Source organism: Microbispora sp. CSR-4 (assembly GCF_008033685.1).
In the GTDB taxonomy this organism is placed as follows: Bacteria; Actinomycetota; Actinomycetes; order Streptosporangiales; family Streptosporangiaceae; genus Microbispora.
In genome coordinates, this window is sequence record NZ_VJVX01000038.1 from 15,921 (window position 1) to 40,680 (window position 24,760).

Annotated in this window: 23 protein-coding genes; 12 read left to right on the top strand and 11 right to left on the bottom strand. The window is 70.2% G+C overall.

Translation table 11 applies throughout. The features are described 5' to 3' along the window. Positions 1–47 precede the first annotated feature (47 nt). Complete coding sequence (locus FLV34_RS25325) at positions 48–1,211, bottom strand: ROK family transcriptional regulator (protein WP_147944267.1); 1,164 nt, start codon at positions 1,209–1,211, stop codon at positions 48–50. Positions 1,212–1,338: 127 nt separating this feature from the next. On the opposite strand from FLV34_RS25325, the gene FLV34_RS25330 reads away from it, so the two are divergent. The 3 genes from FLV34_RS25330 to FLV34_RS25340 all read left to right on the top strand — a co-directional run bounded on the left by FLV34_RS25330 (position 1,339) and on the right by FLV34_RS25340 (position 5,396). Further along, positions 1,339–2,433, top strand: coding sequence for an ADP-ribosylglycohydrolase family protein (locus FLV34_RS25330; protein WP_222709618.1), 1,095 nt, complete (start codon positions 1,339–1,341; stop codon positions 2,431–2,433). Between the two features lie 234 nt (positions 2,434–2,667). Continuing rightward, positions 2,668–4,488: a DUF2075 domain-containing protein gene (locus FLV34_RS25335; RefSeq protein ID WP_260617387.1), complete on the top strand. Its 1,821-nt coding sequence runs from the start codon at positions 2,668–2,670 to the stop codon at positions 4,486–4,488. A gap of 137 nt (positions 4,489–4,625) precedes the next feature. Further along, complete coding sequence (locus tag FLV34_RS25340; RefSeq protein ID WP_142649658.1) at positions 4,626–5,396, top strand: phosphotransferase; 771 nt, start codon at positions 4,626–4,628, stop codon at positions 5,394–5,396. A 244-nt stretch (positions 5,397–5,640) separates the two neighbouring features. Here the strand turns inward: FLV34_RS25340 and FLV34_RS25345 are convergent, their stop codons facing one another. The 7 genes from FLV34_RS25345 to FLV34_RS25375 form a co-directional block, all read right to left on the bottom strand. Further along, positions 5,641–6,492, bottom strand: coding sequence for a hypothetical protein (locus FLV34_RS25345; RefSeq protein ID WP_147944268.1), 852 nt, complete (start codon positions 6,490–6,492; stop codon positions 5,641–5,643). Between the two features lie 25 nt (positions 6,493–6,517). After that, positions 6,518–9,322: a CHAT domain-containing protein gene (locus FLV34_RS25350; protein WP_261985899.1), complete on the bottom strand. Its 2,805-nt coding sequence runs from the start codon at positions 9,320–9,322 to the stop codon at positions 6,518–6,520. A 41-nt stretch (positions 9,323–9,363) separates the two neighbouring features. Beyond that, positions 9,364–9,771 carry a hypothetical protein gene (locus tag FLV34_RS25355; protein ID WP_147944270.1) on the bottom strand — a complete coding sequence of 136 codons (408 nt, stop codon included), beginning with the start codon at positions 9,769–9,771 and terminating at the stop codon, positions 9,364–9,366. Further along, positions 9,723–10,595 (bottom strand): hypothetical protein, encoded by an 873-nt coding sequence (locus tag FLV34_RS25360; protein ID WP_147944271.1) that lies wholly within the window; start codon positions 10,593–10,595, stop codon positions 9,723–9,725. Before FLV34_RS25360 ends, FLV34_RS25355 begins: the two co-directional genes overlap by 49 nt. 15 nt (positions 10,596–10,610) lie before the next feature. Next, complete coding sequence (locus FLV34_RS25365) at positions 10,611–11,744, bottom strand: hypothetical protein (protein ID WP_147944272.1); 1,134 nt, start codon at positions 11,742–11,744, stop codon at positions 10,611–10,613. Beyond that, positions 11,741–13,921, bottom strand: coding sequence for a hypothetical protein (locus tag FLV34_RS25370; protein ID WP_147944273.1), 2,181 nt, complete (start codon positions 13,919–13,921; stop codon positions 11,741–11,743). Before FLV34_RS25370 ends, FLV34_RS25365 begins: the two co-directional genes overlap by 4 nt. A 612-nt stretch (positions 13,922–14,533) precedes the next feature. Continuing rightward, positions 14,534–14,953 carry a MarR family winged helix-turn-helix transcriptional regulator gene (locus FLV34_RS25375; protein WP_147944274.1) on the bottom strand — a complete coding sequence of 140 codons (420 nt, stop codon included), beginning with the start codon at positions 14,951–14,953 and terminating at the stop codon, positions 14,534–14,536. Between the two features lie 109 nt (positions 14,954–15,062). Here FLV34_RS25375 and FLV34_RS25380 point away from each other — a divergent pair, with 109 nt between their 5' ends. After that, positions 15,063–16,508: an MFS transporter gene (locus tag FLV34_RS25380; protein ID WP_261985895.1), complete on the top strand. Its 1,446-nt coding sequence runs from the start codon at positions 15,063–15,065 to the stop codon at positions 16,506–16,508. Between the two features lie 4 nt (positions 16,509–16,512). On the opposite strand, the gene FLV34_RS25385 is transcribed toward FLV34_RS25380, so the two are convergent. Beyond that, the gene (locus tag FLV34_RS25385; RefSeq protein WP_142649666.1) at positions 16,513–17,136 is read right to left on the bottom strand and encodes an O-methyltransferase; all 624 of its coding nucleotides are present in this window, start codon (positions 17,134–17,136) and stop codon (positions 16,513–16,515) included. A 105-nt stretch (positions 17,137–17,241) separates the two neighbouring features. Here FLV34_RS25385 and FLV34_RS25390 point away from each other — a divergent pair, with 105 nt between their 5' ends. The 4 genes from FLV34_RS25390 (at position 17,242) to FLV34_RS25405 (ending at position 20,582) form a co-directional block, all read left to right on the top strand. Next, positions 17,242–18,429: a thiolase family protein gene (locus tag FLV34_RS25390; RefSeq protein WP_142649667.1), complete on the top strand. Its 1,188-nt coding sequence runs from the start codon at positions 17,242–17,244 to the stop codon at positions 18,427–18,429. Further along, positions 18,426–19,103, top strand: coding sequence for a 3-oxoacid CoA-transferase subunit A (locus tag FLV34_RS25395; RefSeq protein WP_142649668.1), 678 nt, complete (start codon positions 18,426–18,428; stop codon positions 19,101–19,103). Before FLV34_RS25390 ends, FLV34_RS25395 begins: the two co-directional genes overlap by 4 nt. After that, the gene (locus FLV34_RS25400) at positions 19,100–19,774 is read left to right on the top strand and encodes a 3-oxoacid CoA-transferase subunit B (RefSeq protein ID WP_142649669.1); all 675 of its coding nucleotides are present in this window, start codon (positions 19,100–19,102) and stop codon (positions 19,772–19,774) included. Before FLV34_RS25395 ends, FLV34_RS25400 begins: the two co-directional genes overlap by 4 nt. Positions 19,775–19,835: 61 nt before the next feature. Then, positions 19,836–20,582, top strand: a complete 747-nt coding sequence (locus FLV34_RS25405) for an SDR family NAD(P)-dependent oxidoreductase (RefSeq protein WP_142649670.1) — start codon at positions 19,836–19,838, stop codon at positions 20,580–20,582. 10 nt (positions 20,583–20,592) lie between these two features. On the opposite strand, the gene FLV34_RS25410 is transcribed toward FLV34_RS25405, so the two are convergent. Beyond that, the gene (locus tag FLV34_RS25410) at positions 20,593–21,042 is read right to left on the bottom strand and encodes a hypothetical protein (RefSeq protein ID WP_142649671.1); all 450 of its coding nucleotides are present in this window, start codon (positions 21,040–21,042) and stop codon (positions 20,593–20,595) included. A 94-nt stretch (positions 21,043–21,136) separates the two neighbouring features. Beyond that, positions 21,137–21,703, bottom strand: a complete 567-nt coding sequence (locus FLV34_RS25415) for a pyridoxamine 5'-phosphate oxidase family protein (protein WP_147944275.1) — start codon at positions 21,701–21,703, stop codon at positions 21,137–21,139. Positions 21,704–21,899: 196 nt separating this feature from the next. Between FLV34_RS25415 and FLV34_RS25420 the strand changes: the two genes are divergently transcribed. The 4 genes from FLV34_RS25420 (at position 21,900) to FLV34_RS25435 (ending at position 24,758) form a co-directional block, all read left to right on the top strand. Continuing rightward, positions 21,900–23,111, top strand: a complete 1,212-nt coding sequence (locus FLV34_RS25420; protein ID WP_147944276.1) for a cytochrome P450 — start codon at positions 21,900–21,902, stop codon at positions 23,109–23,111. A 38-nt stretch (positions 23,112–23,149) separates the two neighbouring features. Beyond that, entirely contained in the window at positions 23,150–23,350 is a 201-nt protein-coding gene (locus FLV34_RS25425; RefSeq protein WP_147944277.1) for a ferredoxin, read from the top strand. A gap of 193 nt (positions 23,351–23,543) precedes the next feature. Beyond that, positions 23,544–24,200 carry a TetR/AcrR family transcriptional regulator gene (locus FLV34_RS25430; protein ID WP_142649675.1) on the top strand — a complete coding sequence of 219 codons (657 nt, stop codon included), beginning with the start codon at positions 23,544–23,546 and terminating at the stop codon, positions 24,198–24,200. 138 nt (positions 24,201–24,338) lie between these two features. Next, on the top strand, positions 24,339–24,758 hold the full coding sequence (locus FLV34_RS25435; RefSeq protein WP_142649676.1) for a tRNA(His) guanylyltransferase Thg1 family protein: 420 nt from the start codon (positions 24,339–24,341) through the stop codon (positions 24,756–24,758). Positions 24,759–24,760 lie beyond the last annotated feature (2 nt).

Genomic DNA, 24,760 nt, shown 5'->3' on the forward strand with positions numbered 1-24,760 from the left:
CCCTTTCCCTGACCCGGCGGGGTCCGTGCCGTACGGCCCTCCGGTGGTCATGTCGTGCGGCCGCCCACGACGGCGGCGAAGGCGCGTTCGCGCGCGCGATGGCGGGCGAGCCAGGACGCGCCGCGCAGCACCGCGTCCCCTTGGACGCCGCTCGCGATGATCCTGATCGGGAGCGGCGCGGCGTCCCTCGCCAGATGGCGGCGGATGCGGCCGAGCAGCAGGTCGGCGCTGGCGCCGAACGCGCCGCCGAGCACGAACAGCTCCGGCTCGATCACGAGGGCGACGGACGCCGCGACGTGGGCGATCCTGCGGGCGGTCGCATCGACCACGGCGAGCGCCCTCTCGTCGCCGCCCCTGGCGCTCTCGAAGATCTCGCGCGGGGACGGGCTGCCCTCGATGCCGGCCTGCCTGGCCTGTTCGGCGATGCGGCGCGCGCCGAGCACCTCGGTGCCGGGCTCGGTCGCGGGGTGGGGCAGGAACGCGACCTCGCCCGCTCCCCCGGCGAAGCCCCGGTGCAGCCGGCCGCCCAGCACGATCCCCGCGCCGATGCCGACACCGACGCCGAGCAGGACGAAGTCGGCGACGTCGGCGCACGCGCCGAACCGCTGCTCGGCGACGGCGGCGAGGTTGACGTCGTTCTCCAGCAGCAGGGGCACGGGCAGGTGGCTCTCGATCGCCTCGGCCAGGCCGCGGCCCCCCTGCGGCAGCCCGTCCGCCCGCCTGACGGTGTGGCCGTCGCCCGCCACGATCGCGGGGACGCCGACGACGGCCTGGCCGATGGCGCCCGGCTCGGTCCCGGCATGTCCGGCGCACTCGGCGGCGAGCGCGGCCACCGCCGCCGCCGTGTCGGCCACCCTGCGGCGTGGCGCCCGGGTCTCCGCCTGGGCGAGCGTCTCCCCCATCGCGTCCACGAGGACGGCGCGGATGCGCAGGTGACCGATGTCGACGCCGAGCGCGAGCGCGCAGCGGGGCGCGATCCGATAGAGGGTCGCGGCGGGCCCGCGACGCGTGGTGTCGGCGCCCGCCTCCTCCACGGCCCCGCGGGCGATGAGCTCGCGCAGCGCCTGGGCGACGGTGGTCTTGGACAGGCCGGTGGCCCTGGTGATCTCCGGCCGGCCCAGCGGCCCCTCACGGTCGATGACGTCGAGCACCGCGCGGGCGTTGATCGACCAGAGCAGGCCCTGCGGCCCGGCCAGATAGTCGCCGCTCACGCTTCACCTCGCGTCCCGGCCCGAGTAGGTCGGAAACTTTCCTACTCGAGGTGAGCCGTTTCTATCCGAGCGGCGGGCCCCGCCACAAGACCGCTACGGTTCATTGGAAGCAGGAAAGGGGATCATCGTGAGCAATGCCGAAACGGGTGACGTCCCGTTCGGGGCACGGGTGCGCGGCTGCCTGCTCGGCGGGGCCGTCGGCGACGCCCTCGGCGCGCCCGTGGAGTTCGACTCGATCGCCGCCATCCGCCGCGACCACGGCGAGGCGGGGCTGACCGACCCCGCGCCCGACTGGAGCGGCAGGACCGGCCTGGTCACCGACGACACGCAGATGACGCTGTTCACGGTCGAAGGGCTGATCCGCGCCGACGTACGCGTCAGGGAGAAGGGCATCGGCGGCGGTGAGGTGCACGTGGTGCGCCACGCCTACCTGCGCTGGCTCGACACCCAGGAGCACCGCCAGCCGCCGCCCGCCGACGGCCTCGTCCGCACCGGCCGGCTCCGCGAGCAGACCTGGCTCTACTCCCGCCGCGCCCCCGGCAACGCCTGCGTGTCCGGGCTGCGCGCCGGCCTCGGTTCACTCGCCGCCCCCGGCATGCCCGGTCCGGTCAACCCCGGCTCGAAGGGCTGCGGCACCGTCATGCGCTCCGCCCCCTTCGGGCTGGCCGTACGCGATCCCCGGGCCGCCTTCACGCTCGCGGCCGGCTGCGCCCAGATCACGCACGGGCACCCCACCGGTTATCTCGCGGCCGGCGCCTTCGCCGCGCTGATCCGCCTCCTGGCCCAGGGCGCGCCGCTGCCTGCGGCCGTACGGGACACGCTCGGCCTGCTCGCCGAGCAGCCCGCGCACGAGGAGACCACCGCCGCGATCGAGGCGGCGGTCGCCCTGGCCGATGCGGCGGAGCCGGCGCCCGAGGCGGTGGAGACGCTCGGCGGCGGGTGGGTGGCCGAGGAGGCCCTCGCCATCGCGGTCTACTGCGCGCTGGTGAGCGGCGACGACATCGAGCGGGCCCTGCTGCTGGCGGTCAACCACTCCGGCGACAGCGACTCCACCGGCTCCCTCTGCGGCAACATCCTCGGCACCGTGTACGGCGACACCGCCCTTCCCGAGCGCTGGGTGTCGCGGCTGGAGGGCAGGGACACCATCGTCGAGCTCGCCGACGACTTCACCACCCAGTTCACCGGCGGCCGCCTCGACCACGCCGAATACCCCGGCTGCTGAGCCCTGCTTGCCACCCGATCCGCCCCGAACGGCATCAGACGCACGCATCACCTGATCTTGTCGCATGGAACGGTGTAATCTTCCGCGCGTACTGGTGATGCGGCCCGACGGGCTTCCGTTCTCTCACCCGGGAACGGACATGCCCCCATACCGCACGAGTCTTTCGTGCTGCCTGGGGGTAAGTCCGTGGCCGTCGTCCGGCATTCCGCGGAAGGTCTGCTTCAGCTCGCGTCGGTGCCGGAAAGGCTGCTCAGCGAGGTGATCGCCGAACAGCTTCGCATCACCCAGGGCCTCAATCCCGGCCGGGGCGAGCGGAGGTCGTGGGACCGCAGCCTGCCCGTCCTCGCCCGCGACCTCGTCGACGCCGGGCTCGGCGGCGTCGAGATGCTGCTGGAGTACCAGTTACCGCTCACCAGCAAGCGGGCCGACGTGATCCTCGCCGGCGTCGACCGGCACACCGGCGACGACGCGTACGTCGTCGTGGAGCTCAAGCAGTGGAGCCGCGCCGAGCTGTACGAGGACGACGCCGACCTCGTACTCGTCCCCGGCATGGGCGACCGCCCCAAGCTTCACCCGGTCGTGCAGGTGCACGGCTACTGCGACTACCTCGCCGACTTCGTCGGCGCCCTGGAGCACCGCCGTCACGCCGTGCGCGGCGTCGCCTATCTGCACAACGCGAACGACCTGGACATCCACGACCTCTACGACCGCGTGGAGGACGAGCGGACCCGCCTGTTCAGCCAGAGCCGTCGTGGCCGGTTCCTCGACTACCTGCGGGCGCAGTTCGCACCCGCGCCCGGTGCGCGCGCCGCAGACCGGCTGCTGGCGTCGGCGATCCGGCCGTCCAAGCAACTGCTGAAGGTGGCCGCGGCCGAGATCAAGCACCGGGACCAGTTCGTCCTGCTCGACCAGCAGCGCCTGGCGTACGAGATCGTGCTGCACGCGGTGGAGAAGGCCAGGGCGTCCGACTCCAAGGAAGTCGTCATCGTCACCGGCGGGCCCGGGTCGGGCAAGAGCGTCATCGCCCTGTCCCTGCTCGGCGAGCTCGCCGAACGCGGCTATGCCGCACACCACGCCACCGGATCGCGGTCCTTCACCGAGACCATGCGCCGCCACGTCGCCCGGGGATCCACGCGCACGAAGGCGATGTTCAAATACTTCAACAACTTCATGACCGCCACGCCCAACGACCTCGACGTGCTGATCTGCGACGAGGCGCACCGGATCCGCGAGACGTCGGCCAACCGCTTCACCAGGGCCGACCAGCGGACCGGCCGGTCCCAGCTCGACGAGCTGATAAGCGCCGCCCGCGTCCCCGTCTTCCTCCTCGACGAACACCAGGTGGTGCGGCCGGGCGAGACCGGGACCGTCGCCGACATCAGGGCGCACGCGCAGGCCCGCGGCCTGTCCGTGCAGCAGGTGGATCTCGACGCCCAGTTCCGCTGCGGCGGCAGCCGCGCGTACGAGGAGTGGGTGCTGCGGCTGCTCGGCCTCAACGGCGAGGATCCCGAGCCGTGGACCGGCGACCCGAACTTCGAGGTCACCCTCGCCGACTCGCCGTACGATCTGGAGGGGCTGCTGCGGGGAAAGCTGAACGACGGTTACTCGGCCCGGATGACGGCGGGTTACTGCTGGCGGTGGAGCGACCCCGACGGCGACCGCCTGGTGCCCGACGTGCGGGTCGACGGCTGGTCCAAGCCGTGGAACGTCAAGGGCGACCGCGCCGTCGGCGACGCTCCTCCGAGCGCGCTGTGGGCCACCCTGCCGGGTGGCTTCGAGCAGGTCGGCTGCGTCTACACCGCCCAGGGCTTCGAGTACGACTGGAACGGCGTCATCTTCGGCCCCGACCTCGTCTACCGGGACGGCCGCCTGGTCACCGTACGCACGGCCAGCGAGGACCCGGCGCTGAAGAAGAAGACCGTGACGGACGAGCAGGCCGACCGGCTGATCCGCAACACCTACAAGGTGCTGCTCACCCGCGGCATGATCGGCACGGTCGTCTGCTCCGTCGACGCCCGGACGCAGGACTTCCTCACCACCCTGCTCGACCGATAGGGTGTCGCGGCGCGCATCCCCCTGCGCGGTTCGACGGTCCGGAAGCCGCCTGCCGAGAACGAGCTCATGACCCTCTGCACCCGCATCGACGTCGCCAAGCCTGACGTACCTGCCCTGCCCCGGCAGGCGTCGGACGCATGAGCGAGGAGCGGCGTCTTCCCGGCGGGAACACGAATGGCGCGGTCCGGGTCGGTGACACGGTACGCCGTGTCCCCGGTCCGTGGACGCCTGCCGTACACGCGCTGCTCCGGCATCTGGAGGAGGCCGGCTTCGACAGGGCCCCGCGTGCCCTGGGGTTCGACGAGCAGGGCCGGGAGGTCCTCTCGTACCTGCCGGGAGAGGTGGTCGGGACCGCGCGGCCGTGGCCCGCGTGGGTGCACGGTGACGACGCGCTCCGTCAGGTGGCCGGCTGGCTGCGTGACTTCCACGCCGCGGTGGCGGACTTCGTCCCCCCGCCGGACGCGGTCTGGCGCGAGGGAGGGACCTGGCGGCCCGGCCTGGTCGTCGGCCACAACGACGCGGCGCCGTACAACGCCGCGTGGGCCGGCGGGCGCCTCACCGGCTTCTTCGACTGGGACTTCGCCGGTCCGGTCACCCGGGAGTGGGACCTCGCCTTCACCGCCTTCTCCTGGGTGCCGCTCCACGCCCGCCACGTCGTGGCCGCGGATGGGTTCACCGCGTTCGCCGACCGGCCCCGGCGGCTGCGGCTGTTCCTCAGCGCGTACGGCTGGGACGGCCCGGCCGGCCGGTTCGTCGAAACCGTCCGCCGGCGCGTCGGCGCCTCCGCGGACGGCATCCGGCGTCTCGCGGCGGCCGGCGACCCGGCGTACCGGAAGTTGGTCGACCAGGGGGTCGACAGGTCATTGGACACGGCGGTCGAGGAACTCGCCGGCTTCGACGCCGAGTGAGGCAGGCGCCTGCGATTCCACTGCATGGGTAATCGCCGATGGGGACGGGGCCAAGCCGTCGACACGGCGTTCCACCTGGAGACGGCTCGTCTCCGACGTACAGGTCCCCCGCTCGTCCAGGCCGTCGAACATGCTGCCAAGACAACGAGGTGGTGCCGCCTCGCCTAGCGGTCTCTGGACGACGCGTCATGTCCTCCCGGGGTGCGCACGTCGCGTTAGCGCCCTGCACCGCACCTTCACGGGGTCATTCGAGAATCCGGTCGGCTGTCGTCCAGCCGGGGGCTCGATCACAGCGCACCACGATGTGCTCCTTGAGCTCGATGCGTTCCCCGTTCTGTCGGATGACCCGGTTGTCCGCCAGCTCATGCAGCAGACCGCGGACCCGGATCGGCGGCAACGGTTCCAGTCCGGAACGCCGTCTTTCCTTGTTCACCACTTTGATCACCGTCGCGGCATCTGTCGTGCTGCCCGCGGCCAAGGCGACGAGTAGCCCCCAGAGCACGGTGGCCTGGTCCTCTCCGAGTTCGCGCCGCACCGATCCGTACAGCAGATGCACGACCGACCACACGGCGAAGGCGACTGTGAGCGGATTGGGGCCGGTGACTGCGGTCATGACCGCGCCCATCACCACGTTGACAAGCCTGTCGGGCACGATCCGGAAGTTGGCCAGTTTCCTGCTTGTCCCGCCGCCCAGGCCGCCAGGCCGCAGGGTGACGGTCCTCTCGTCGCTGCCGCCGTCCAACGGGTCGAGCACGAAGGCGTCACCAAGGACCTGCGCCAGCCAGTCGTGCCGCCGCTGAGAAGAGTCCGGCCGGTCCTCCTCCGACTGCCGGATCTCCTCCAGTACGGCATCGACAAGGAGATGCGGGGGGCCCGGGTCGGCCATGCGCTCACGCTGACGTAGCAACTCGGCGCGCAGCAGTCCCCGCAATCGGGGATGTCCTTCGACGATGTCGAGTATTCGCCAGGCTGCCGCCGCGCGTTCCTCAGGGTTCTTCGCAGCGCGTGCGGCGATCAACTCGCTCTGCAATTCGGCCGACTCGGTCTGGTCCAGTTCCTCGCTCATCTGACCGAACAGGAGCTGGACGGCCTGCATGACGGCCTCAGGGCGGGTTAGTTGTTCATTCACAGGCGTGCTCCCGAGTTCCGTGGATTCCGGTGAAGGTGAAAGCGGCCCAGTGCCGCAGACCGTTGTACGGCCGGTTGTCGCTCCAGTTCCAACGGACCTCTCGCGCGGCCTCTCGAAACGCAGCAGCCTCGGCCGTCGGCAGGCGGGCGCCGATTTCGTCGAGAAGCGTGGCGAGGTCGTCGCAGGACGCGTCGCGTAGCCATATCTGCGCGCGGCGAAGTGCTCGCGCCATGGGCAGTTCCGCCACGGTGAACAGTTCGTACAGCTTCGCCATGAGAAGCAGCGCCGCCGAGTCCGAGACGGCCCACTGCGAGGACACGACACCCGACACGCCGATGTGCAGCAGGCCTACCGCGAGGCTGACCGCCTCGTCCGGGAGTCTCTCCCCCGGCACCCCCGTCTCACAGGCCGACAGGACCGCGAGTTCGCAGCGTGTGGAGCCGTCGACCTCCAGGATCTCCTTGAGGGACAGCGGGCCTGTGGCAAGGAGAAGGTGGCTGTCGACAGGGCGGTACGGATCGCTCCGCCCGTGGACGGCGAGATGGACGACGCGATCCGACCGCAGGCGCGTGAGCACCTCTGTCCTGCCGGGGTCGGCCGCCACCGTGCAGTGCTCCGGCAGTCGCTGTGCGACAAGGTGCGCTTCGGCCGGGGAGAACGTGAGTCCGTCGCAGGTGTTGTACGCCGCGAGGGCCGTCGCCGAGGGCGGCTCCGACCACTCCGCGCGGCGTAGGGACCTGGCGTTGGGGGCATAGCTGAAGCCGCTGACGTGGTCCAGCACGTGGCCGGTGTGCCCGCCTCCCACGCCCTGCGCGGGGCCTTCCCGGTCTTCCACGAGCGCGGCGTGAAGCGGCAGCGAACTCAGGAGGCCCTGCGGCACGAGCATCACCTCGGGTGCCCGTTCCCAGTGACTCGCCACGGTCGTCAGCGCCTTCACCACTGGTCCCATGACCATCGCTCCCAATCGGCTCGTGACGGTTTCCAAGGTGTGGTCCCAGCCTGCCCTGTCGACCAGCCGCCTGCCGTTGGCCCGGGAGAAGTCGCGGTAGACGCCCTCCACCTGTTCTTCCGTGAGGGAGTCCAGCCAGATCACGAACGGCTCGCCGTCGGCGGCGATGATCACCGCTAGACCTCCCACGTGAGTGGCGCCCAGGTAGACGAGCACCCTGCCGGGATCGGCGCGGGCGATCGGGGCGATGGTGCCCTCGAAGGTGGGCGGCTGGAGGAAGTCCTGGAAGCCGTCCACGTCGGCGATCTGGGCGGCCACGTCCATGAGTTCGTCACGCAGTTCGCGCAGGTGTCCGGCGTCGGAGCCGGCGGCGCCGAACAGGCGGTTGCGAGCGATCAGGAAGCGGTGTCGGAGTTCGCCGTGTCCCAGCGTTTCGAGCCGGTCCAGCTCCACCTCGACCAGGGCCATCTTCTCCGAGAGGGCGAAGGCGCGTCCGTGCTCCAACCGAGCGGCGGCTTTCCGGAGGTCACCGGCACGGGCGGCGGCGTACGCGGAGCGGGCGTGCAGACCGACGGCCCTGGCCAGCCAGGATTCCCGGTAGGACGGGCTGATTTGCGCGCGCCACAGTGCGTCGACCGCCTTTACCGCATAGTCGTACGCGACGTCGGCCTCGGCCCAGCGCTCCTTCGCCAAAGCGGCGTCACCCCAGCCCCGGCCCGCCTGCAGAGCCATCGCGGGGTCGGCGATCAAACCGGTCCGGCAGGAGTTCCCGAACGCGCGTACCGCTTCCAACCAGTCGCCCTCGTCTGCGGTGACGAGGTGGCGCTCGTAATGGATCCGGCCGAGATCGGCGCACCTCCCCGAGTACTTCGGATGCTCCTCCCCGGTCCCCGCCACGACCTCTTTCATGAGGAAGAGGGCGTCCTGGAGCTGCCCGGCATCGCCGGTGAGGTGATACGTGGCCATGAGACAGGTAGCCAGGTTGCGCTCGACGCCCAGCCGTTTCCCGGGATTGCCGGCGAACCACTCGATCACCTCGCGATAGTGGGCGAGCGCCCTCTCCAGCAGGGCACGGTCGCCGGTCACCGATGCGAGCGTCTCCAGCCGCCCTGCTAAGACGTTCAAGGTGTCGACGTACTCGGGATCATTTCGCTCCGTGTCCCGCAGCGCCTGCTCGATCAGGTCGTACGACCGCTCCAGATCCAACGGATCCTCACTGTGCCGGAAGCGGTCCATCAGACACATCGACAGGTTGTGCCGTATCTTGGCGCTGCCCTCGCGTTTCCTCTCCTGACGCAGCGCGCTCTCCAGCAGCTTCACGGACTCCTCGATATCCGCAAGATCGCCCGTGAGCCGATATCGGGTCTGGTACCGAAGAGCAAGAGTGGATGCATGGCGTGGCATATCCGGAGAACCGGGCGAGGTGATCTCCACAGCACGCTCGGCATGGCGGACGGACTCCTCGAAGAACCTCCGTTCCCCGGTGACTCCGAAAAGAGTGTCGAGCGCCAGACCGAGATTGTTGTGGAAGTTCGCCTGATAGTCCGTCCTCCGCAGTTTCGTGGAGATGTCGAGAGCCTCGCGCCACAAAGTGATGGCCTTGTCGAGGTCATCCGCTCTGCCGTGCACGACGAAGAGAATCCGCCGAGACTCCGCGATCACGTTCAGGCCGCCGATGAGCTGCCGCACCGGCATCGCCTTGAACCCCGGATCACGGATCAACTCCTCCAGTCCTGCGGCACTACTCTCAAACTCCTTCCAGTCGTTTCGCCCCAGGGCGGCGACACGCTGAACCTCGAGATTCTGCAGGCGTTTCTGCATGCGGAACAGGTGCCGGAAGCCGACCATGTTCACCCGGCTCCCGGAGTTCTCCGTGGCAAGGCTTCACCTCATCCCTTGGGGCGATCCAAATGCTGTTGCATCCGCTTCTCGATCTTCTGGATGTAGGACCGAACAGATTTCCCGTTGAAGCGGGGGTACGGAACGTGTTTGCCCGGGCCCACCAGGACAGAGCGGCTGCCGTAAACGAGGACCAGTTCCTCGATCCGATACCTGGAGGCACCGGGCAGCCGCGATTCCGAGCCGATGACCGTCAGGTCGAGCCGGCCGGTTCGTTCGGGAGCATCCTCAGCCCACAGGCAGGCGTGCAGCCTTGACGATCCCCCATCCGGGAAGAGGTGCCATTCGGCCCTCAGCCGGATGGTGTCGCGGTCGGCGAACTCCACCGTGACGTCCGCGTCGAGTGCGCTCAGTCGTCGGCAGGCGCGCCCGTTCTTATCAGCCGATAGATCACCCATGCCAGCAGACCTGCGGCAATCACGACAGCGGCCACCCTGACCACCTGCTGCCTGATCGTCCCCGACAGATCTTTTGGGTCGTCCGTTCGCCGCTCCCCTCCCGGGTCGCGGAACGTGAGGGACCGGATGGGGGCGGTCGCGTCGCCTATGCCGGAGCCCTCTATGAGGACGGCGAGCCGCGGGGACTGCAACCCGACGACGTCCTCCCCCTCCGCGACCATGTTGAGCACGTGCGCCTCGCCCGGCTCGCCGTCGAGGATGCGGCGGATTCGGTCGAGGTAGCCTTCCGCCGCCCCAGGACACCGCACGCCGCCGATCCAGCGAGCGGGAAGACCCTCAGGGAGCCGCGCGATCATTGACGCTTCCGGTAATTTCCCGCTGACCTCAAGTACCCGGCCTGCGACCTCCCGCTCCACGTCCTGGGCCGCCTCCCCCTTCTCCGTCAGCCATTTCTCCACGTCCTCGCGGGGGAACGCCTCATCCAGGGCCGCCGTGAGCGCTTCGGCTCCGGGCCTGCCGGCGATGGCGGAAACCCAGGTGGCGACCAACCGAAGGACCGAGTCCCGATCCTCCGACGCGGAACGGGCATCGCCTTCGACCACCAAACTGTAAACGATCATGGTGCCCACGCTGTCGACGCGGCCGGAGGGGATCCCGCCCAGGTAGAGCCGCCAGTCGGCGCCATCGCCGACGGCGAGCACGCAGGGGCGCTCAAAGGCGTTGACGTCGCCGAACTCACGCCACCAGGCACGAGACGGCGCCGCTCCCAGGAAGTGGTAGTCGAGATGACGCAGTTCGCCGCGGGTCCGCAGATAGATCCTCATCATTGTCCTCACGAGTCAGGTCAGGTAGGTCAGGCGAGGCCCCTCCGGACGCGCAGAAAGGGCGGACAGCACCTCGAACAGGCTCGCGCTCTGCGCCACGCTCATGCGGTACTCCTCCTCACTCGCATCGGCTCGCCGGACGCGCTCGGCACGCCGACCGCTCCAGCTGAGCCAGAGGTCTCGGAAGAAGCCCTCTCGGAGCTCGGCGTACTGCCGGAGGTGCTCTGACCTGACGCGGTTCATCTGGGCTGTCAACTCGCTGTGCGACTGAGCGGCGGTGACGAGCTGCCTGCACAGCAGCATCATCAGGTCGTCCAGTCCCATCCGGCTGATGATCCCGTCGCCGCGGACGCGATACCGGGGCAGGCACTTGTAGCCACCGAGGGCACCGGCGTCCTCTGCCCACTTGACGGACTTGAGTTCCACGCAACCGAACGTGTCGATGGGCAGGTAACGCAGGACGGCGTGCTGTGCCTCCTCCCGGACGACCTGGGCGACGCCCGCGTACTCGCGGCTGACGCGCCGTCGCAACTCGGCGCCCAGGTCCTGGGTGCCGCCGTTGTCGCACAGGTAGCTCTCGCACTTGACCGGACAGAACACCACGAGCGCCGGCTCGTGGGAGTTGTGACGACGGTCCTTGGCCCAGATGCGCACGAGCTGTTCCATCTGGGGGATGGCGAGCTGGCTCGGCAGGACCCGTTCATACCGGTCCTCCGCCTCCATAAGAAGCACCGAGTCAATGGGAATCAGGAGCACGGTGCTGTCGGACAGGAACGTCTGGCAGGCTTCCCAAGCGGCGGCGTTGCGCTCGCCGCCGCTGTCCTCGAGCCACCCGCCGGGGTAGTCGAGGATCTCGAAGAGAATCGGCGTCTCCGTGGTGCGCGGCTTGAGCCTGAGCCTGAAGTAGCTGGGGTCGCTGGTGCTCGGCACGCGCTCCGGTTCGAAGTCCTTGCTGCGGAGCGCGCCGCGGATCACGCCCTCGGTGAGGGTGATCCGCTTGGCGGTCGGAGAGTCGGCCGCGCTCATGCTCACCTGCGAGTTGACCAGCAGCCGCTGCCCCTCGTGCAGCAGGCTCGCGATCAGCGTCGTCTTCCCCACCCGGCTCGGCGCCAGTAATCCGATCTTGTAAGTGAATTCCGACTCGCTCACGCTGCTCCCTGGAGTTCCTTGTCGATCGCGGCGATCGCCCGGGTGACCCGGGCATACCGGGCGTTGGCCTCATCGATTCCGCGGAACTCGTCGGGCCACAACTCGTTCCGGTACGACCGCACGAAGCGCCGGAATTCCTGGACCGACGCCCCGGATCTGATCAGCGCATCCTCGAACTGCTCCACCACCGCCTGGATGACGACGGACGGGGTGACGCGCTCCCCGAGCAGCGACTTCCGCGTCCGGTAGGCCGCCTGCTCGGCCAGTCCGCTGATGATGCGATACAGGTCCTCCGCGCCCTCCTCCGTCAACTCGACGGCGATCTGCTGGATCTGCTCCCCCGCCTGCGGATGCCGCACCTGCAGGTTCAGCCCGCCGAGGTCGGCTCGCACCCTTGGGTAGAGCAGGGTCCGATACTCCAGCCGCACGTCGAGAAGTGCGTCGACGCTCCGTGCGAGCGTCGGGCAAGGCTGGGCCGACTCCGAGAAGGCCTTCGTCAGATGTTCCAGCGACTCCTTGCCGTCACCGTCGCCGAGAAGTGCCCCACAATGCTCCCGGAAAATCGCCGCCACCCTGTCCCACATGTCGCTGAGCTTTGCGCTGAAGAAGTCGTCCAGCGCGCCGAACCGCTTGCTTATCTCCAGCCGGATGCGGTTGAGCTCCGGGCCGGCGAACGCGGCGGCGTTCCGCTCGGTGATCAACACGTCGAGGGCGCGGTGCCGCCACTCGTCCGTGCCGAGGCCGAAACCGTCGGCGGCCCACTTGAGCACGTCCTCGTAGGCGGTCTCGACCGCCGTGATGAAACTCTCGTCCGGCGCGTCGTCGTAGAGCCCGGCCGTCAGTTCCCCGACCAGCCTGCTCAGCCTGCGGGCCAGCGCGCTGCGCAGGTGATCGGCCTTGGCCTCAAGCACCTCCTCGGGAACGCCGTTGGGATCACGCACGGTCTTGAGCAGTCCGCTGAGGTCACGCAGCGCCGCGCTGATCCCGCTGCTGACGGCGCGTGCCTGCTCGCCGGCCCATGCCAGTCCCTCGGCGTCCATCTTCGGCAGGCCGGTCGCCAGGCGCCGCAGCAACGGGCCGAGGACCTCCGCCCGCACCCGCAGTCGGTCACGGACATCGGTTTCGAAGACGGTGACGTGACGGCCGTCCCGCCCTCCGTTGACGTTGCGCAGTATGTCGCCGCGCAGGTCCTCATCCAGCTTCGGGCGCAGGTCGTTGCGGTTGACCACGATGAAGGCGAACTCGCCTTCGCTCCGGATGAAGCCGCGCACTGTGTCGAGCAGCTTCATCGCCTTGACGTCCGCTTTCCCCCAGAACGAGGAGGTCTCCGCAGCGCGTTTCACCAGCAGCACGGCATCGACCTCGTTCCGCAGGCCGTCGACGTGCCGGCCTTCCGCGTCCGGAGACAGGTCGCCGAGGCCGGGCAGGTCGATCACCGCGAGGTTGGCGACATCCTCGTGGGGGAACGGGCAATCGATGCGCGCCTCGCGGACCGCGAGATAGGGGCGGGCGACACGCCCACCGTGTCGCTCCTGCTCCTCCGACGTCGGGTAGGCGACGTACTGCCGCAGCTCGCTGAACTCGACGTCGCGGGTGCCGCCGGTCAGCAGATCCTCATAGGACGGCAGGGAAGTCTGGCATTCGCGCAGCCGGACGAGCACCGACCGGATCTCGCTGTCGCTCTCCTCGTCGGCGGGCGGGTAGCGCCACGAACGGAACTCCTCGATGGTCCGGGGCACCTGCGGGATCGCGGCCTCTGCGTGATGGGGCGCGATCACCTCGGACAGGAACGAGTCAGGCGTGTGCATCCGCAGTTCCGCTCGCCGCACCGTGGAGTGGAAAATCCTGCTCCGCACCGCGGTTACGGGAATCCCGTCTCCGGCGGGAATCTGGTCGTCGCCGAGACCGGAGATCGCCTGCAGCAGCGTGCTCTTGCCCATGCGTGCTGCACCGCTCACGCCGATGTTGATCGTGCCACGCGCGAAGCGGGCGCCGAGCACCCGGTATGTCTCGATGATCTGCGCGATTCGGAGGCGGAGCTCGGCCAGCCGGGGTACGGCCAGCTCGTGTGCCGCCTCGCTCTCCAGGTAGGCATACGCCTTGAGCTCGGTTACAGCGTTCTGCAGCTCGTCCAAATGGTCGTCGATCGCCTGCCAGCGAGCAACTTCCTGTTGCACGAGGGGCAGGTTCCTGCCACGGATCTCGATAAGCCGCTCGAGAGCAGCCGCCGTCTCAGACATGAGACCTCCCGGACCGGTCCAACGGACGCATTCAGGGAGTATAGGAAGGCCAACGATAATGCACCATCATTTGGCCGGAAACTGCATCAGAAACATCGGCAATCGCGACAGAAGGCCGCAAGCTTGACACGGAAATATGACAACAGTCGGCACGGCACCCTATTCCGTGACGCGAGAGTGGCGATTTCGTTACTTCCACAGAGAGAACGTTTTCGATGACCGCGAAGGCGATGTCACTCCCACTCCCCCACCTGGCCGAACAGGCCGATAAGGCCTCTTATCGGCCGATGGACAGAATTCGGACCAGGCGTAATCAGGTTTACTGCCGAAGCACCCATTCCGCCATATCAAGGCAGCAGAGGGAGGCTCGGTGGACAATATGATCACCTGGACCCATTGACCGAAGCCCGCGCCACTTCGAGGCGCACATCAGCCAATTGAGTCCAGGCAGGTCACGACCTTGGGCATCGACGCAAGGAATCTGCGGACCCCGCCGCCACCCCGCACGAGAGAGGGGACACCAGGCCGACGGCAAGGTCGGCCCGCCGCTCAGGGACGGGGCCAGGGCCGTCCGGCGAGGTGCTCGATGTCGGTGTTGAAGCGTCTCAGGTAGGCGGCGAAAGTCACGACTTCCTCGGCGGTCCAGTCGGCCAGCACCTTCTCCAGGCCGCGGACGTTCTTCTCGCGCTCCTCACCGAGCCACCGCTCGCCCGCCTCGGTCAGGCGGAACTTGCGGGCGATGCCGCCCTCGGGGTCGGGGATGCGTTCCACCAGCCCGGCGCGCAGCAGGGCCGAGGTGTGCCGGTTGAGGGTGGACACGTCCAGCCCGAAGGCGTCGTTGAGCTGGCCGATGGACATGGGGCCGGTGACGTGGATGCGGCTGAGCAGCAGGTAGGCGCTGCGGTCGACATGCCGGTGCCGCCCGAGGAGCATGGTCTCGAACTCGATGAGATGCGTGGGCTTGTCCATGCCGGTTTCCTTCGCGTACAGATATGTGCACACTACACGAATTGTGTATATAACACATGATGTGTATGGTGCACATCGTTTTGACCGTTTAATTTGAGGGAGAACCCACGTGGGAGGCTCCGCGCCCGCCGCTCGCCCCGGCGGCATCGTCAGCGTGATGGCGGTGGCCGGCATCGTCGCCTCGCTGATGCAGACCCTGGTGGTGCCGCTGATCGGCGAGCTGCCGAACCTGCTGCACACCAGCGCGTCGAACGCCTCATGGGTGATCACCGTCACGTTGCTCGCGGGAGCGGTGACGACCCCGGTCACCGGGCGGCTCGGCGACCTGTACGGCAAGCGCCGCATGATGCTGGTCTGCTCGGTGCCGTTGATCGCGGGGTGTGCCGTCTGCGCGATGGCCGGCTCCCTGACCCCGATGATCGTCGGAAGAGGCCTGCAGGGCATGGGCATGGGCATGATCCCGCTGGGCATCAGCGCCCTGCGCGACCTGCTGCCGCCCGAGCGGCTCGGACCCTCCATCGCGCTGCTGAGCTCGTCGATGGGGATCGGCGGCGCGCTCGGCCTGCCGGTCGCGGCGGCGGTCGCCGAGTATGCGAGCTGGCGGATGCTGTTCTGGGGCTCGGCGGTGCTGAGCGTGCTGGTCGCGGTGCTGATCTGGCTCCTGGTGCCGGCCGCGGCCACGCGGACGTCCGGCAGGATCGACGTCGCCGGCGTGCTCGGTCTGGGCACCGGGCTGACGTGCCTGCTGCTGGGCGTCTCCAAGGGCGCCGACTGGGGCTGGGCGAGCGGCACCACGCTCGGCCTGCTCGCCGCCGCGCTGGTCGTGTTGCTGCTGTGGGGCTGGTGGGAGCTGCGCGTCAGCGCCCCGCTGGTCGATCTGCGCGTCACCGCGCGGCGGCAGGTGCTGCTGACCAACCTGGCCTCGATCGTGGTCGGGTTCTCGATGTACGCCCAGGCGCTGATCGTCATGCAGATCCTGCAGCTCCCCGAGGCCACCGGCTACGGCCTGGGCCAGTCGATGCTGGCGGCCGGCCTGTGGAGCGCCCCGTCCGGACTGGTGATGATGGCCGTCTCGCCGCTGGGCGCGCGCCTGTCGGCCGCCCGCGGCCCCAAGGTCACCCTGATCGCCGGCAGCCTGGTCATGGCGCTCGGGTACGGCTCGTCGACGGTCCTGCTGGGCTCCACCTGGGGCCTGCTGGTCGTCACCTGCGTGTGCAGCATGGGCGTCGGCCTGGCCTACGGGGCGATGCCCGCCCTCATCATGGGCGCGGTCCCCCGTTCCGAGACCGCCGCCGCCAACAGCTTCAACACGCTGATGCGCTCCATCGGCACCACGGTCTGCGCCGCGGTGGTCGGCGTCGTCCTGTCGCAGATGACCATCCGGCTGGGCGGGCACGTCCTGCCGTCGGAGGGCGGTTTCCGCGCCGGAATGCTGATCGGCTGCGCCGCCGCCCTCGTCGCCGCCGCCGTGACCATGGCGCTCCCCGCACGAGCGGCGGGCCGTACGGCCGGGCAGGACGCCCCCGCCGAGCCCGTCACCGTCACGAAGCCCTGACCCGTCACCGACCGGCCGCGCCGGGCGTGTCGCCGAAACGGCGCGTGGCCACGAGCGCGGCCAGGTCCGGCGCGAGGCGGAGCTCGGCCGCGTCCAGCCCCGGGTGGCCGAGCCAGTGCATCCGCGCCTGGTCGACGGCGCCGCCGAACCGCGGCGGCCAGTGCCGGGCCGGGGTCAGGTCGTCGATGACCAGCGTGCCTCCCGGCGTCAGCAGCCGGTGCGGGTCGGCCGGCCGCTCGCCGCTCTTGCCCTGGCCGCCGCCGTCGAGCACGAGCAGGTCGTACGGCCCGTCGCGACAGATCTCCCGCCAGTCACCGTGGATCACCGAGACCTGCGGGTGATCGGCGAAGACCTGGGCGGCCAGGGACGCCAGGCGTTCGTCCCGTTCGACGCTGACCAGCCGGGCCCCGGGCCCGGCGCCCGAGGCCAGCCATGCCAGGCCCACTCCGCATCCGGTGCCGGTCTCCCCGATCGTCTCGGCGCCGCCCGCCAGGGCGTACAGCAGCCGCCCCTGCTCCGGGCGGCAGGAAGGCGCGAAGCCCGCCTGCCGGGCCACCCGGACCGCGCGCTCCACCAGCGGAGGCAACCCCGTGAGGCCGGCGTACGCCGCCGTACCGTCGATCGACATCTCCCAAGCCTAGTGACGCGCCTGCCAGGTCTCGACGGCATCGACTATGCTCATCGTGTTCGCAAAATGAACCGATGTTCGCATAGCGAACAAGAAGGGAACGTCATGGGTTCGGCCTTCCTCTATGCCGCGGCGCGCACGCCGTTCGGCAGGTTCAACGGCGCGCTCGCGGACGTCCGCCCGGACGACCTGGCGGCCACCGCGTTGCGCGGCGTCCTGGCGAAGCTCCCCCGGCTGGATCCGGCGGAGATCGGTGACGTGGTGTGGGGCAACGCCAACGGCGCGGGTGAGGACAACCGCAACGTGGGCCGGATGGCCGTGTTGCTGGCCGGGCTGCCGGTGACCGTCCCGGCCACCACGGTGAACCGGCTGTGCGGATCGAGCCTGGACGCCGCCATGATCGGCTCGCGGACCGTCGAGAGCGGCGACGCCGACGTCGTCGTCATCGGCGGCGTGGAGTCGATGACCCGGGCGCCGTGGGTGCTCCCCAAGCCCTCCCGGGCCTTCCCCGCCGGGGACGTGACCGCGGTCTCCACCACGCTCGGCTGGCGGCTGGTGAACCCGCGCATGCCCAAGGAGTGGACGGTCTCCCTCGGCGAGGCCAACGAGCAGCTCGGCGAGAGGTTCGGCGTCTCCCGCGAGCGGCAGGACGCCTTCGCCGCGCGATCCCACGCACTGGCCGACGCGGCCTGGAACGACGGCTTCTACGACGACCTGGTCATCCCGGTCGAGGGCGCGGACCTCACCCGCGACGAGGGCATCCGGCCCGGCACGACGCCGGAGATCCTCGCCGGGCTGAAGCCGGCCTTCCGCCCCGGCGGCGCCATCACGGCCGGCAACGCCTCGCCGCTGAACGACGGCGCCTCCGCGGTCGTGCTCGGCTCGCAGGCCGCCGCCGACCGGATCGGCGCCGACCCGATCGCCCGCGTCGCCGGTCGCGGAGCCTGCGCGCTCGAACCCCAGATGTTCGGGTACGCGCCGGTCGAGGCGGCCAACCAGGCGCTGCGCCGGGCCGGCATCGGCTGGGACGACGTCGGCGCCGTCGAACTGAACGAGGCCTTCGCCGTGCAGTCGCTCGTCTGCCTCGACGCGTGGAAGGTCGATCCCGCCATCGTCAACACCAGGGGCGGCGCCATCGCCATCGGCCACCCGCTGGGCGCCTCGGGCGGGCGCGTCCTCGGCACGCTCGCCCACGTGCTGCGCGAACGGCGGCAGCGGTGGGGTGTGGCCGCGATCTGCATCGGCGTCGGCCAGGGCCTGGCCGTCGTGCTCGAGAACGTGAGCGCGGCATGACCGCCGTCTTCACCGACCCCGAAGAGGCGGTCGCCGGCATCGCGGACGGCTCCACCGTCCTGATCGGCGGCTTCGGGATGGCCGGCATGCCCGTACAGCTCATCGACGCGCTGATCCGGCAGGGCGCGACCGATCTGACCGTGGTCAGCAACAACGCGGGCAACGGCGACACCGGCCTGGCGGCGCTGCTCGCCGCCGGGCGGGTACGCAAGATGATCTGCTCGTTCCCGCGCCAGAGCGACTCGTGGGTCTTCGACGGCCTCTACCGTGCGGGGAAGATCGAGCTGGAGGTCGTCCCGCAGGGCACCCTCGCCGAGCGCATGCGCGCGGCCGGGGCCGGCATCGGCGCGTTCTACTGCCCCACCGGGGTCGGCACGCCGCTGGCCGAGGGCAAGGAGACGCGCACCATCGACGGCCGCGACCACGTGCTGGAATACCCGATCAAGGGTGATGTCGCCCTCATCGGCGCACACGTCGGCGACCGGATGGGCAACCTCGTCTACCGCAAGACCGCGCGCAACTTCGGGCCCGTCATGGCGACCGCCGCGAAGCTGACGATCGCGCAGGTGCACCATGTCGTCGAGACCGGCGAGCTGGACCCCGAGACCGTGGTCACCCCCTGCATCTACGTCGACCGCATCCTGGACCTGAGTGCGGCGGAGGGAAGCCTGTGACCAGCACCGTGGAGCATCTCGACCGGGGCCCGCTCGGCCGCGACGAACTCGCCGCCCTCGTCGCCCGGGACATCCCGCCCGGGTCCTTCGTCAACCTCGGCATCGGCCAGCCGACGACGGTCGCCGACCATCTCCCGGCCGGCTCCGGGGTCGTCCTGCACACCGAGAACGGCATGCTCGGCATGGGGCCCGCCGCGCACGGCGACGAGATCGACCCCGACCTGATCAACGCCGGCAAGATCCCCGTCACCGAGCTGCCGGGCGCCTCCTACTTCCACCACGCCGACTCCTTCGCGATGATGCGCGGCGGTCACCTCGACGTGTGCGTGCTCGGCGCCTTCCAGGTCTCCGAACGCGGCGACCTGGCCAACTGGCACACCGGCGCCCCCGACGCCATCCCCGCCGTCGGCGGCGCGATGGACCTGGCCACCGGCGCCAAGCAGGTGTTCGTCATGATGACGCTGTTCACCAAGGACGGCACGCCCAAGCTCGTCCCCGAATGCACCTACCCCCTCACCGGGCTGGCCTGTGTGAGCCGCGTCTACACCGACCTCGCCGTCTTCCACATCGGCCCCGGAGGCGTCACCGTGGCCGAGACGTACGGCACCAGCGTGGCCGACCTCGCCTCCCGCCTGGAGGTCGCCGTACGCCCCCTGGGCCAGGAGCCATGACGGGACGTACGCTCCTGGGCCGGGAGCCATGATGGGACGAAAGGGACGATAGTCTCACCCCGTGAGTAAGCGAGCAGTCCTTGTCACCGGCGCCTCGCGCGGGATCGGACGGGCGATCGCGATGGCCTTCGCCGCCGCCGGCGACCGCGTCGCGATCCACCACCGCGGCTCTCCCGACCTGGCAGAACGGCTCCGGGCCGAGCTGCCGGGAGAGGGTCACGCCGTCGTCCAGGCCGACGTCTCCGATCCCGCCGAGGCGCGGCGCATGGTCGAGGAGGCCGCCGACTCCCTCGGGACCATCGACGTGCTGGTCAACAACGCGGGGGTCTTCCTGCACCACCCGGTCACGGAGACCTCCTACGAGGAGTGGCAGGCGGCATGGCGCGAGACGCTGGCCGTCAACCTCGTCGGACCGGCCAACGTCATCTGGAACGCCGTACGGCACATGGGTCAGGGCGGCAGGATCGTCAACGTCTCGTCGCGCGGCGCCTTCCGCGGGGAGCCGAACAGCCCCGCCTACGGCGCCAGCAAGGCGGGCCTGAACGCCCTGGGCCAGTCGCTCGCCATCGCCCTCGCGCCGCTCGGCATCGCCGTGGCGACGGTGGCGCCCGGCTTCGTCGAGACCGACATGACCAACGAGCATCTCAAGCCGCCGCGAGGCGACGAGATCCGCGCCCAGAGCCCGTTCGGGAGAGTGGCGCGGACCGAGGAGATCGCGGCCGCCGTCCTCTATCTGGCGTCGCCGGACGCCGAGTGGGCCAGCGGCGCGATCGTCGACCTGAACGGCGCCTCCTACCTGCGCAGCTGAGCCGCGATGCTCAGTTGGGCGTCCCGTGCTTGACCAGGACCTTCTCCAGCCTGCTCACGACCGGTCGCCAGGTCTGAGGCAGGCTGTAGCGGGTCGCCCGGTGACCCTTGTAGGCCAGCCGGTAGGCGATGAAGTCGGCCCCCGGCGGCCGGGCCTGCGAGCGCCCGAGCCGCAGGTGCTTCAGCGAGCCGCGCAGGCCGCGCCATTCCGCCGCGGTCAGGCACTTGCGGACCGTGGGGCCGGTGCGGCGGCTCAGCACCGCGCAACCGTCCGTGTAGACGGCGACCCGGTTGCGCAGCCCGGCGAATCCGCCCTCCTCCCGCAACTCCACGAGCAGCTTCCTGTGCGCCGTGTCTGTGTGCGCCGTGTCTCTGTGCGCCGTGGCCGCCTCGGCGGGAGCGGTGACGGCCAGCACGGACAGGGCCGCCAGCGGCAGCAGCACGGTACGCGACATCCTCATGCCCTCTATGACGGATCACGGCGCCCTCCGGCTCACCGAACACGCCGGCGTGCAGCGCGGCCGATGCCGGGCGGACGGAATGGTGGACAGCGCACTACACGCGCTGGAGGCGGCGGACTCCCTGGCCGGGGCGCCAGAGGTCCATGACCATGACGGACCCCTCTATCCGCGTCAGCACGACCTCCCGGATGTCGGCGATGAAGAAATGCGACTCGCTGAAGGCGTCGGGACCGAGGCCGCGCGCGGCCAGCATGGGCGCGATCCGGTCTCGATCGGCGACCTCGACCGCATAGCCGGACAGCTTCGTGTCCCCGCCCGGCGAACCGGCGGAACCGGCGGAACCGGCGGAACCGGCGGAACCGGTGGCATCGGCGGCATCGGCGGCATCGGTGGCATCGGTGGCATCGGCGCCGTCGAGGAGCACCGGAGGGCCGTGCAGTGCGAAGCGCGGATCACGCCGCAGGTCGCGCGCCTTCAGCGCACCGGGCATCGACCCGAACCACAGCTCGTCGCCGACGACGTACGCCTCGATGCCGCTGACCCGTGGCGAGCCGTCCTTGCGCAGTGTCGCGATGGTCTTGTGCTTGTGCGACTCGAACGACTCCCGGACCCGGGCGGCGAACTCCGGCGCGGATTCGGCGACTTCACGCCATCTGGCCATGTGGTGCGGCACCTCCATGCGATCGCGGATCAGCGATCAGCCTGCCAGGCGGCACCGACAAAACCGCCAGGGGAGTTTGCGTACAAACGGGCTTCGGCGCGACCGGCCTTCACACTTGCCGGGGCATACGTGATGAACGCCGTCCTTCCGTTCCGGAGAGTGCACGACGGCGACCATCGCTAAGAGGAGATGCCGGATGAGTGTGAACGAGCAGGTCCTGAGCTACCCGATCCCCAGCGACGCGGCGCTGGATCCGCCCGCGGAGTGGGCCGAGCTGCGCGGCAAGTGCCCGGTGGCCCATGTCACGCCGCCCAGCGGCGACCGGGCGACGCTGCTGACCCGCTACGAGGACGTCAAGCGGGTGCTGGCCGACCCGCGCTTCACCCGTCAGCTCAACGCGCCCGACGCGGCCCGGCTGTCGGCGGACGGCGGCGGGGTGTTCAGCAGCGAGATGGCGGCGATCATCCCCGACAGCGGCGAGGAGCACCAGCGCTGGCGGCGCCTGGTCGGCAGGTGGTTCACCGCCAAGCGCATGAACGCCATGCGGCCCGCCATGGTCCAGATCGCCGAGGATCTCATCGACGACATGGTCAAGCGCGGCTCGCCGGGCGACCTCAGGGCGGGCCTCGGCTTCCCGCTGCCGGTCTACGTGATCTGCGACATGCTCGGCGTGCCGGCCGCCGACCGCGACCGGTTCTCCTACTGGTCCGACACGCTGCTCAACCTGACCCGGTATGGCAAGGCCGAGACCGATGCCGCCCAGGGCGAGTTCTTCCAGTACATGTCCGGCCTCGTCGCCGCCAAGCGCGCCGCCCTCGGCGACGACATGCTGAGCGAGCTCATCACGGCCGGCGGCCCCGAGGACGGCGGGCTGTCCGACATCCAGATCCTGGTCACCGGAATGGCGCTGCTGGTCGCAGGGCACGAGACCACCGCCAACATGATCGGCAAGATGATCGCCATGCTGCTGACCGACCGCTCCCGGTGGGAGCGGCTGCTGGCCGATCCGTCGCTGGTCCGCACCGCGGTGGAGGAGTCGCTGCGCTTCGACGCCAACGCCGGGGTCGGCCTGCCCCGCTATCTCAACGCGGAGACCGAGGTCGGCGGCACGATCCTGCCGCGCGGCACGACCGTGGTGTGCAGCATGGCCGCCGCCAACCGCGACGAGACCGCGTTCGAGAACGCCGGCGAGATGGACCTGACCCGCAGCCCGAACCCCCACCTGGCCTTCGGCTCCGGCGCGCACTCCTGCCTGGGGCAGGCGCTGGCCCGCACCGAGCTGCAGGTCGCCCTGGAGGTGCTGCTGCGCAGGCTGCCGACGCTGGAGCCGGCCGTACGGGTGGAGGAGCTGGAACGCGTGGAGGGGCTGGCCGTCGGCGGCCTGCGCGAGGTCCCGGTCCGCTGGTGACCCCGGTCACGGCACTCGATCGCCATGGAGGAATGGACATGAAGGTCATCGTCGACGAGACGAAGTGCTGCGGCGCCGGGCAGTGCGCGCTGATCGCCCCGGAGGTGTTCGACCAGCGCGACGAGGACGGCATCGTCGTCCTGCTGGAGCCCGAGCCCGCCGAGGACCGGCACCCCGCGGTCCGCGAGGCCGCCGCCGTCTGCCCCGCCGGGGCCGTTCACGTGGACGAGGACGCCTGAGCCGTACGTCACGGGGCGTGCCCGCCGGGAGACGGGCACGCTCCCCTGTGGTGGCCGGCCGGGAAGTCCGCACGCCGCCGGCGCAAGAACCGCATATATCCGAACATTTCGATATTCAGACTTGTTACTTCGTAGTAGGCACGTACGGCGTCCGCCATGAGGCCAAAATGCATGCATCACGGATGCGGAGGACATGGTGGCGGGCAGGATCACCCCGGCGGCGGGCCGGTATGGCGGAAGGTCGGCGGCCGAACGGCAGGCCGAACGCCGCGGGCGTTTCTTGAAAGCGGGCCTGGACCTGTTCGGCGCCGGCCCCGGCTACCGCGCCACGAGGATCGCCGACGTGTGCCGCGCCGCGGGCCTGTCCAGCCGCCAGTTCTACGAGGAGTTCCGCAGCCTGGAGGACCTGCTGGCCGAGCTGCACCTGTACATCAACGACGTCGCGCAGCGGGCCGTCCTCGACGCCCTCCCCCAGGTGCGCCACCTGGAGCCCATCGACCGCTGCACCCGGCTGTTCCGCGCGTACGCCACGGGGGCCACCGCCGACCCCCGCCACACCCGCATCGCCTTCGTGGAGGTCATCGGGGTCAGCCCCCGGCTCGACCGCCAGCGCCTGGACCGCCGCGCCCGCTGGATCGACTTCATGTGCGAGCAGCTCGACGACGCCGCCGCCCGCGGCGAGATTCCCCCGCGCGACTTCCGCGTCACTGCCGCCGCGTTCGTCGGGGCGGTCAACGGGCTCATGCACGACTGGGCCGTCGGCTGGGTCGACGCCACCCGCGACCAGATCGTGGACGAGCTCCTGCTCATGCTCCTGGGCCGCCTCCAAGCCCCCGACGAGCACATCTGAAAAGGGCCGGCCTCGGGATAAACGGTGGCGGCCACTCCCCCGTGGCGTGAGATCCTGCATCACCCACCGCACCCCCCGGACGACCACGCGGACGACCACGCGGACGACCACGCGGCGGGAGTCTGAGGAGAGACCGGCATGAGCGACAGGACCGCGCTCGGCGACCGCATGAAGGCGTACGAGCGGGCCACCAGGAGTGTGCTGCCGCGCCGGGCGTACACGATCCTGCGGGTGGACGGGCGGGCGTTCCACACCTTCCTCCGGGACGCCCGGCGGCCGTTCGACCCCGCGGTCATGGACGCCATGAACGAGGTGGGCAGGGCGCTGTGCGAGGAGATCACCGGCAGTGTGTTCGCCTACGTGCAGTCCGACGAGTGCAGCGTCCTCGCGACCCCGGACGGGAAAGGCGGAGACCGTCCTCGCCGAGCGGTCGTGGTGGGAGGCGCGGGCGGCGCCCCACTTCACCGCGGACCCCGCCGGATGGCTCGCCGCCGTCATCCCCGTCATGCCGTCGCCGACCGCGGGAAGGACCTCATGACCGCGGGGAGGCGCTCATGAGC

Bases quoted from the DNA above. Each gene is read 5' to 3' on its own strand.
- FLV34_RS25385 (WP_142649666.1), bottom strand. From the start codon at position 17,136: ATGTCGATCGACGGTACGGCGGCGTACGCCGGCCTCACGGGGTTGCCT.
- FLV34_RS25360 (WP_147944271.1), bottom strand. From the start codon at position 10,595: ATGAGGATCTATCTGCGGACCCGCGGCGAACTGCGTCATCTCGACTAC.
- FLV34_RS25355 (WP_147944270.1), bottom strand. From the start codon at position 9,771: ATGGGTGATCTATCGGCTGATAAGAACGGGCGCGCCTGCCGACGACTG.
- FLV34_RS25375 (WP_147944274.1), bottom strand. From the start codon at position 14,953: ATGGACAAGCCCACGCATCTCATCGAGTTCGAGACCATGCTCCTCGGG.
- FLV34_RS25350 (WP_261985899.1), bottom strand. From the start codon at position 9,322: ATGGTCGGCTTCCGGCACCTGTTCCGCATGCAGAAACGCCTGCAGAAT.
- FLV34_RS25425 (WP_147944277.1), top strand. From the start codon at position 23,150: ATGAAGGTCATCGTCGACGAGACGAAGTGCTGCGGCGCCGGGCAGTGC.
- FLV34_RS25340 (WP_142649658.1), top strand. From the start codon at position 4,626: ATGAGCGAGGAGCGGCGTCTTCCCGGCGGGAACACGAATGGCGCGGTC.
- FLV34_RS25395 (WP_142649668.1), top strand. From the start codon at position 18,426: ATGACCGCCGTCTTCACCGACCCCGAAGAGGCGGTCGCCGGCATCGCG.
- FLV34_RS25415 (WP_147944275.1), bottom strand. From the start codon at position 21,703: ATGGCCAGATGGCGTGAAGTCGCCGAATCCGCGCCGGAGTTCGCCGCC.
- FLV34_RS25420 (WP_147944276.1), top strand. From the start codon at position 21,900: ATGAGTGTGAACGAGCAGGTCCTGAGCTACCCGATCCCCAGCGACGCG.
- FLV34_RS25345 (WP_147944268.1), bottom strand. From the start codon at position 6,492: ATGCAGGCCGTCCAGCTCCTGTTCGGTCAGATGAGCGAGGAACTGGAC.
- FLV34_RS25435 (WP_142649676.1), top strand. From the start codon at position 24,339: ATGAGCGACAGGACCGCGCTCGGCGACCGCATGAAGGCGTACGAGCGG.
- FLV34_RS25430 (WP_142649675.1), top strand. From the start codon at position 23,544: ATGGTGGCGGGCAGGATCACCCCGGCGGCGGGCCGGTATGGCGGAAGG.
- FLV34_RS25390 (WP_142649667.1), top strand. From the start codon at position 17,242: ATGGGTTCGGCCTTCCTCTATGCCGCGGCGCGCACGCCGTTCGGCAGG.
- FLV34_RS25410 (WP_142649671.1), bottom strand. From the start codon at position 21,042: ATGAGGATGTCGCGTACCGTGCTGCTGCCGCTGGCGGCCCTGTCCGTG.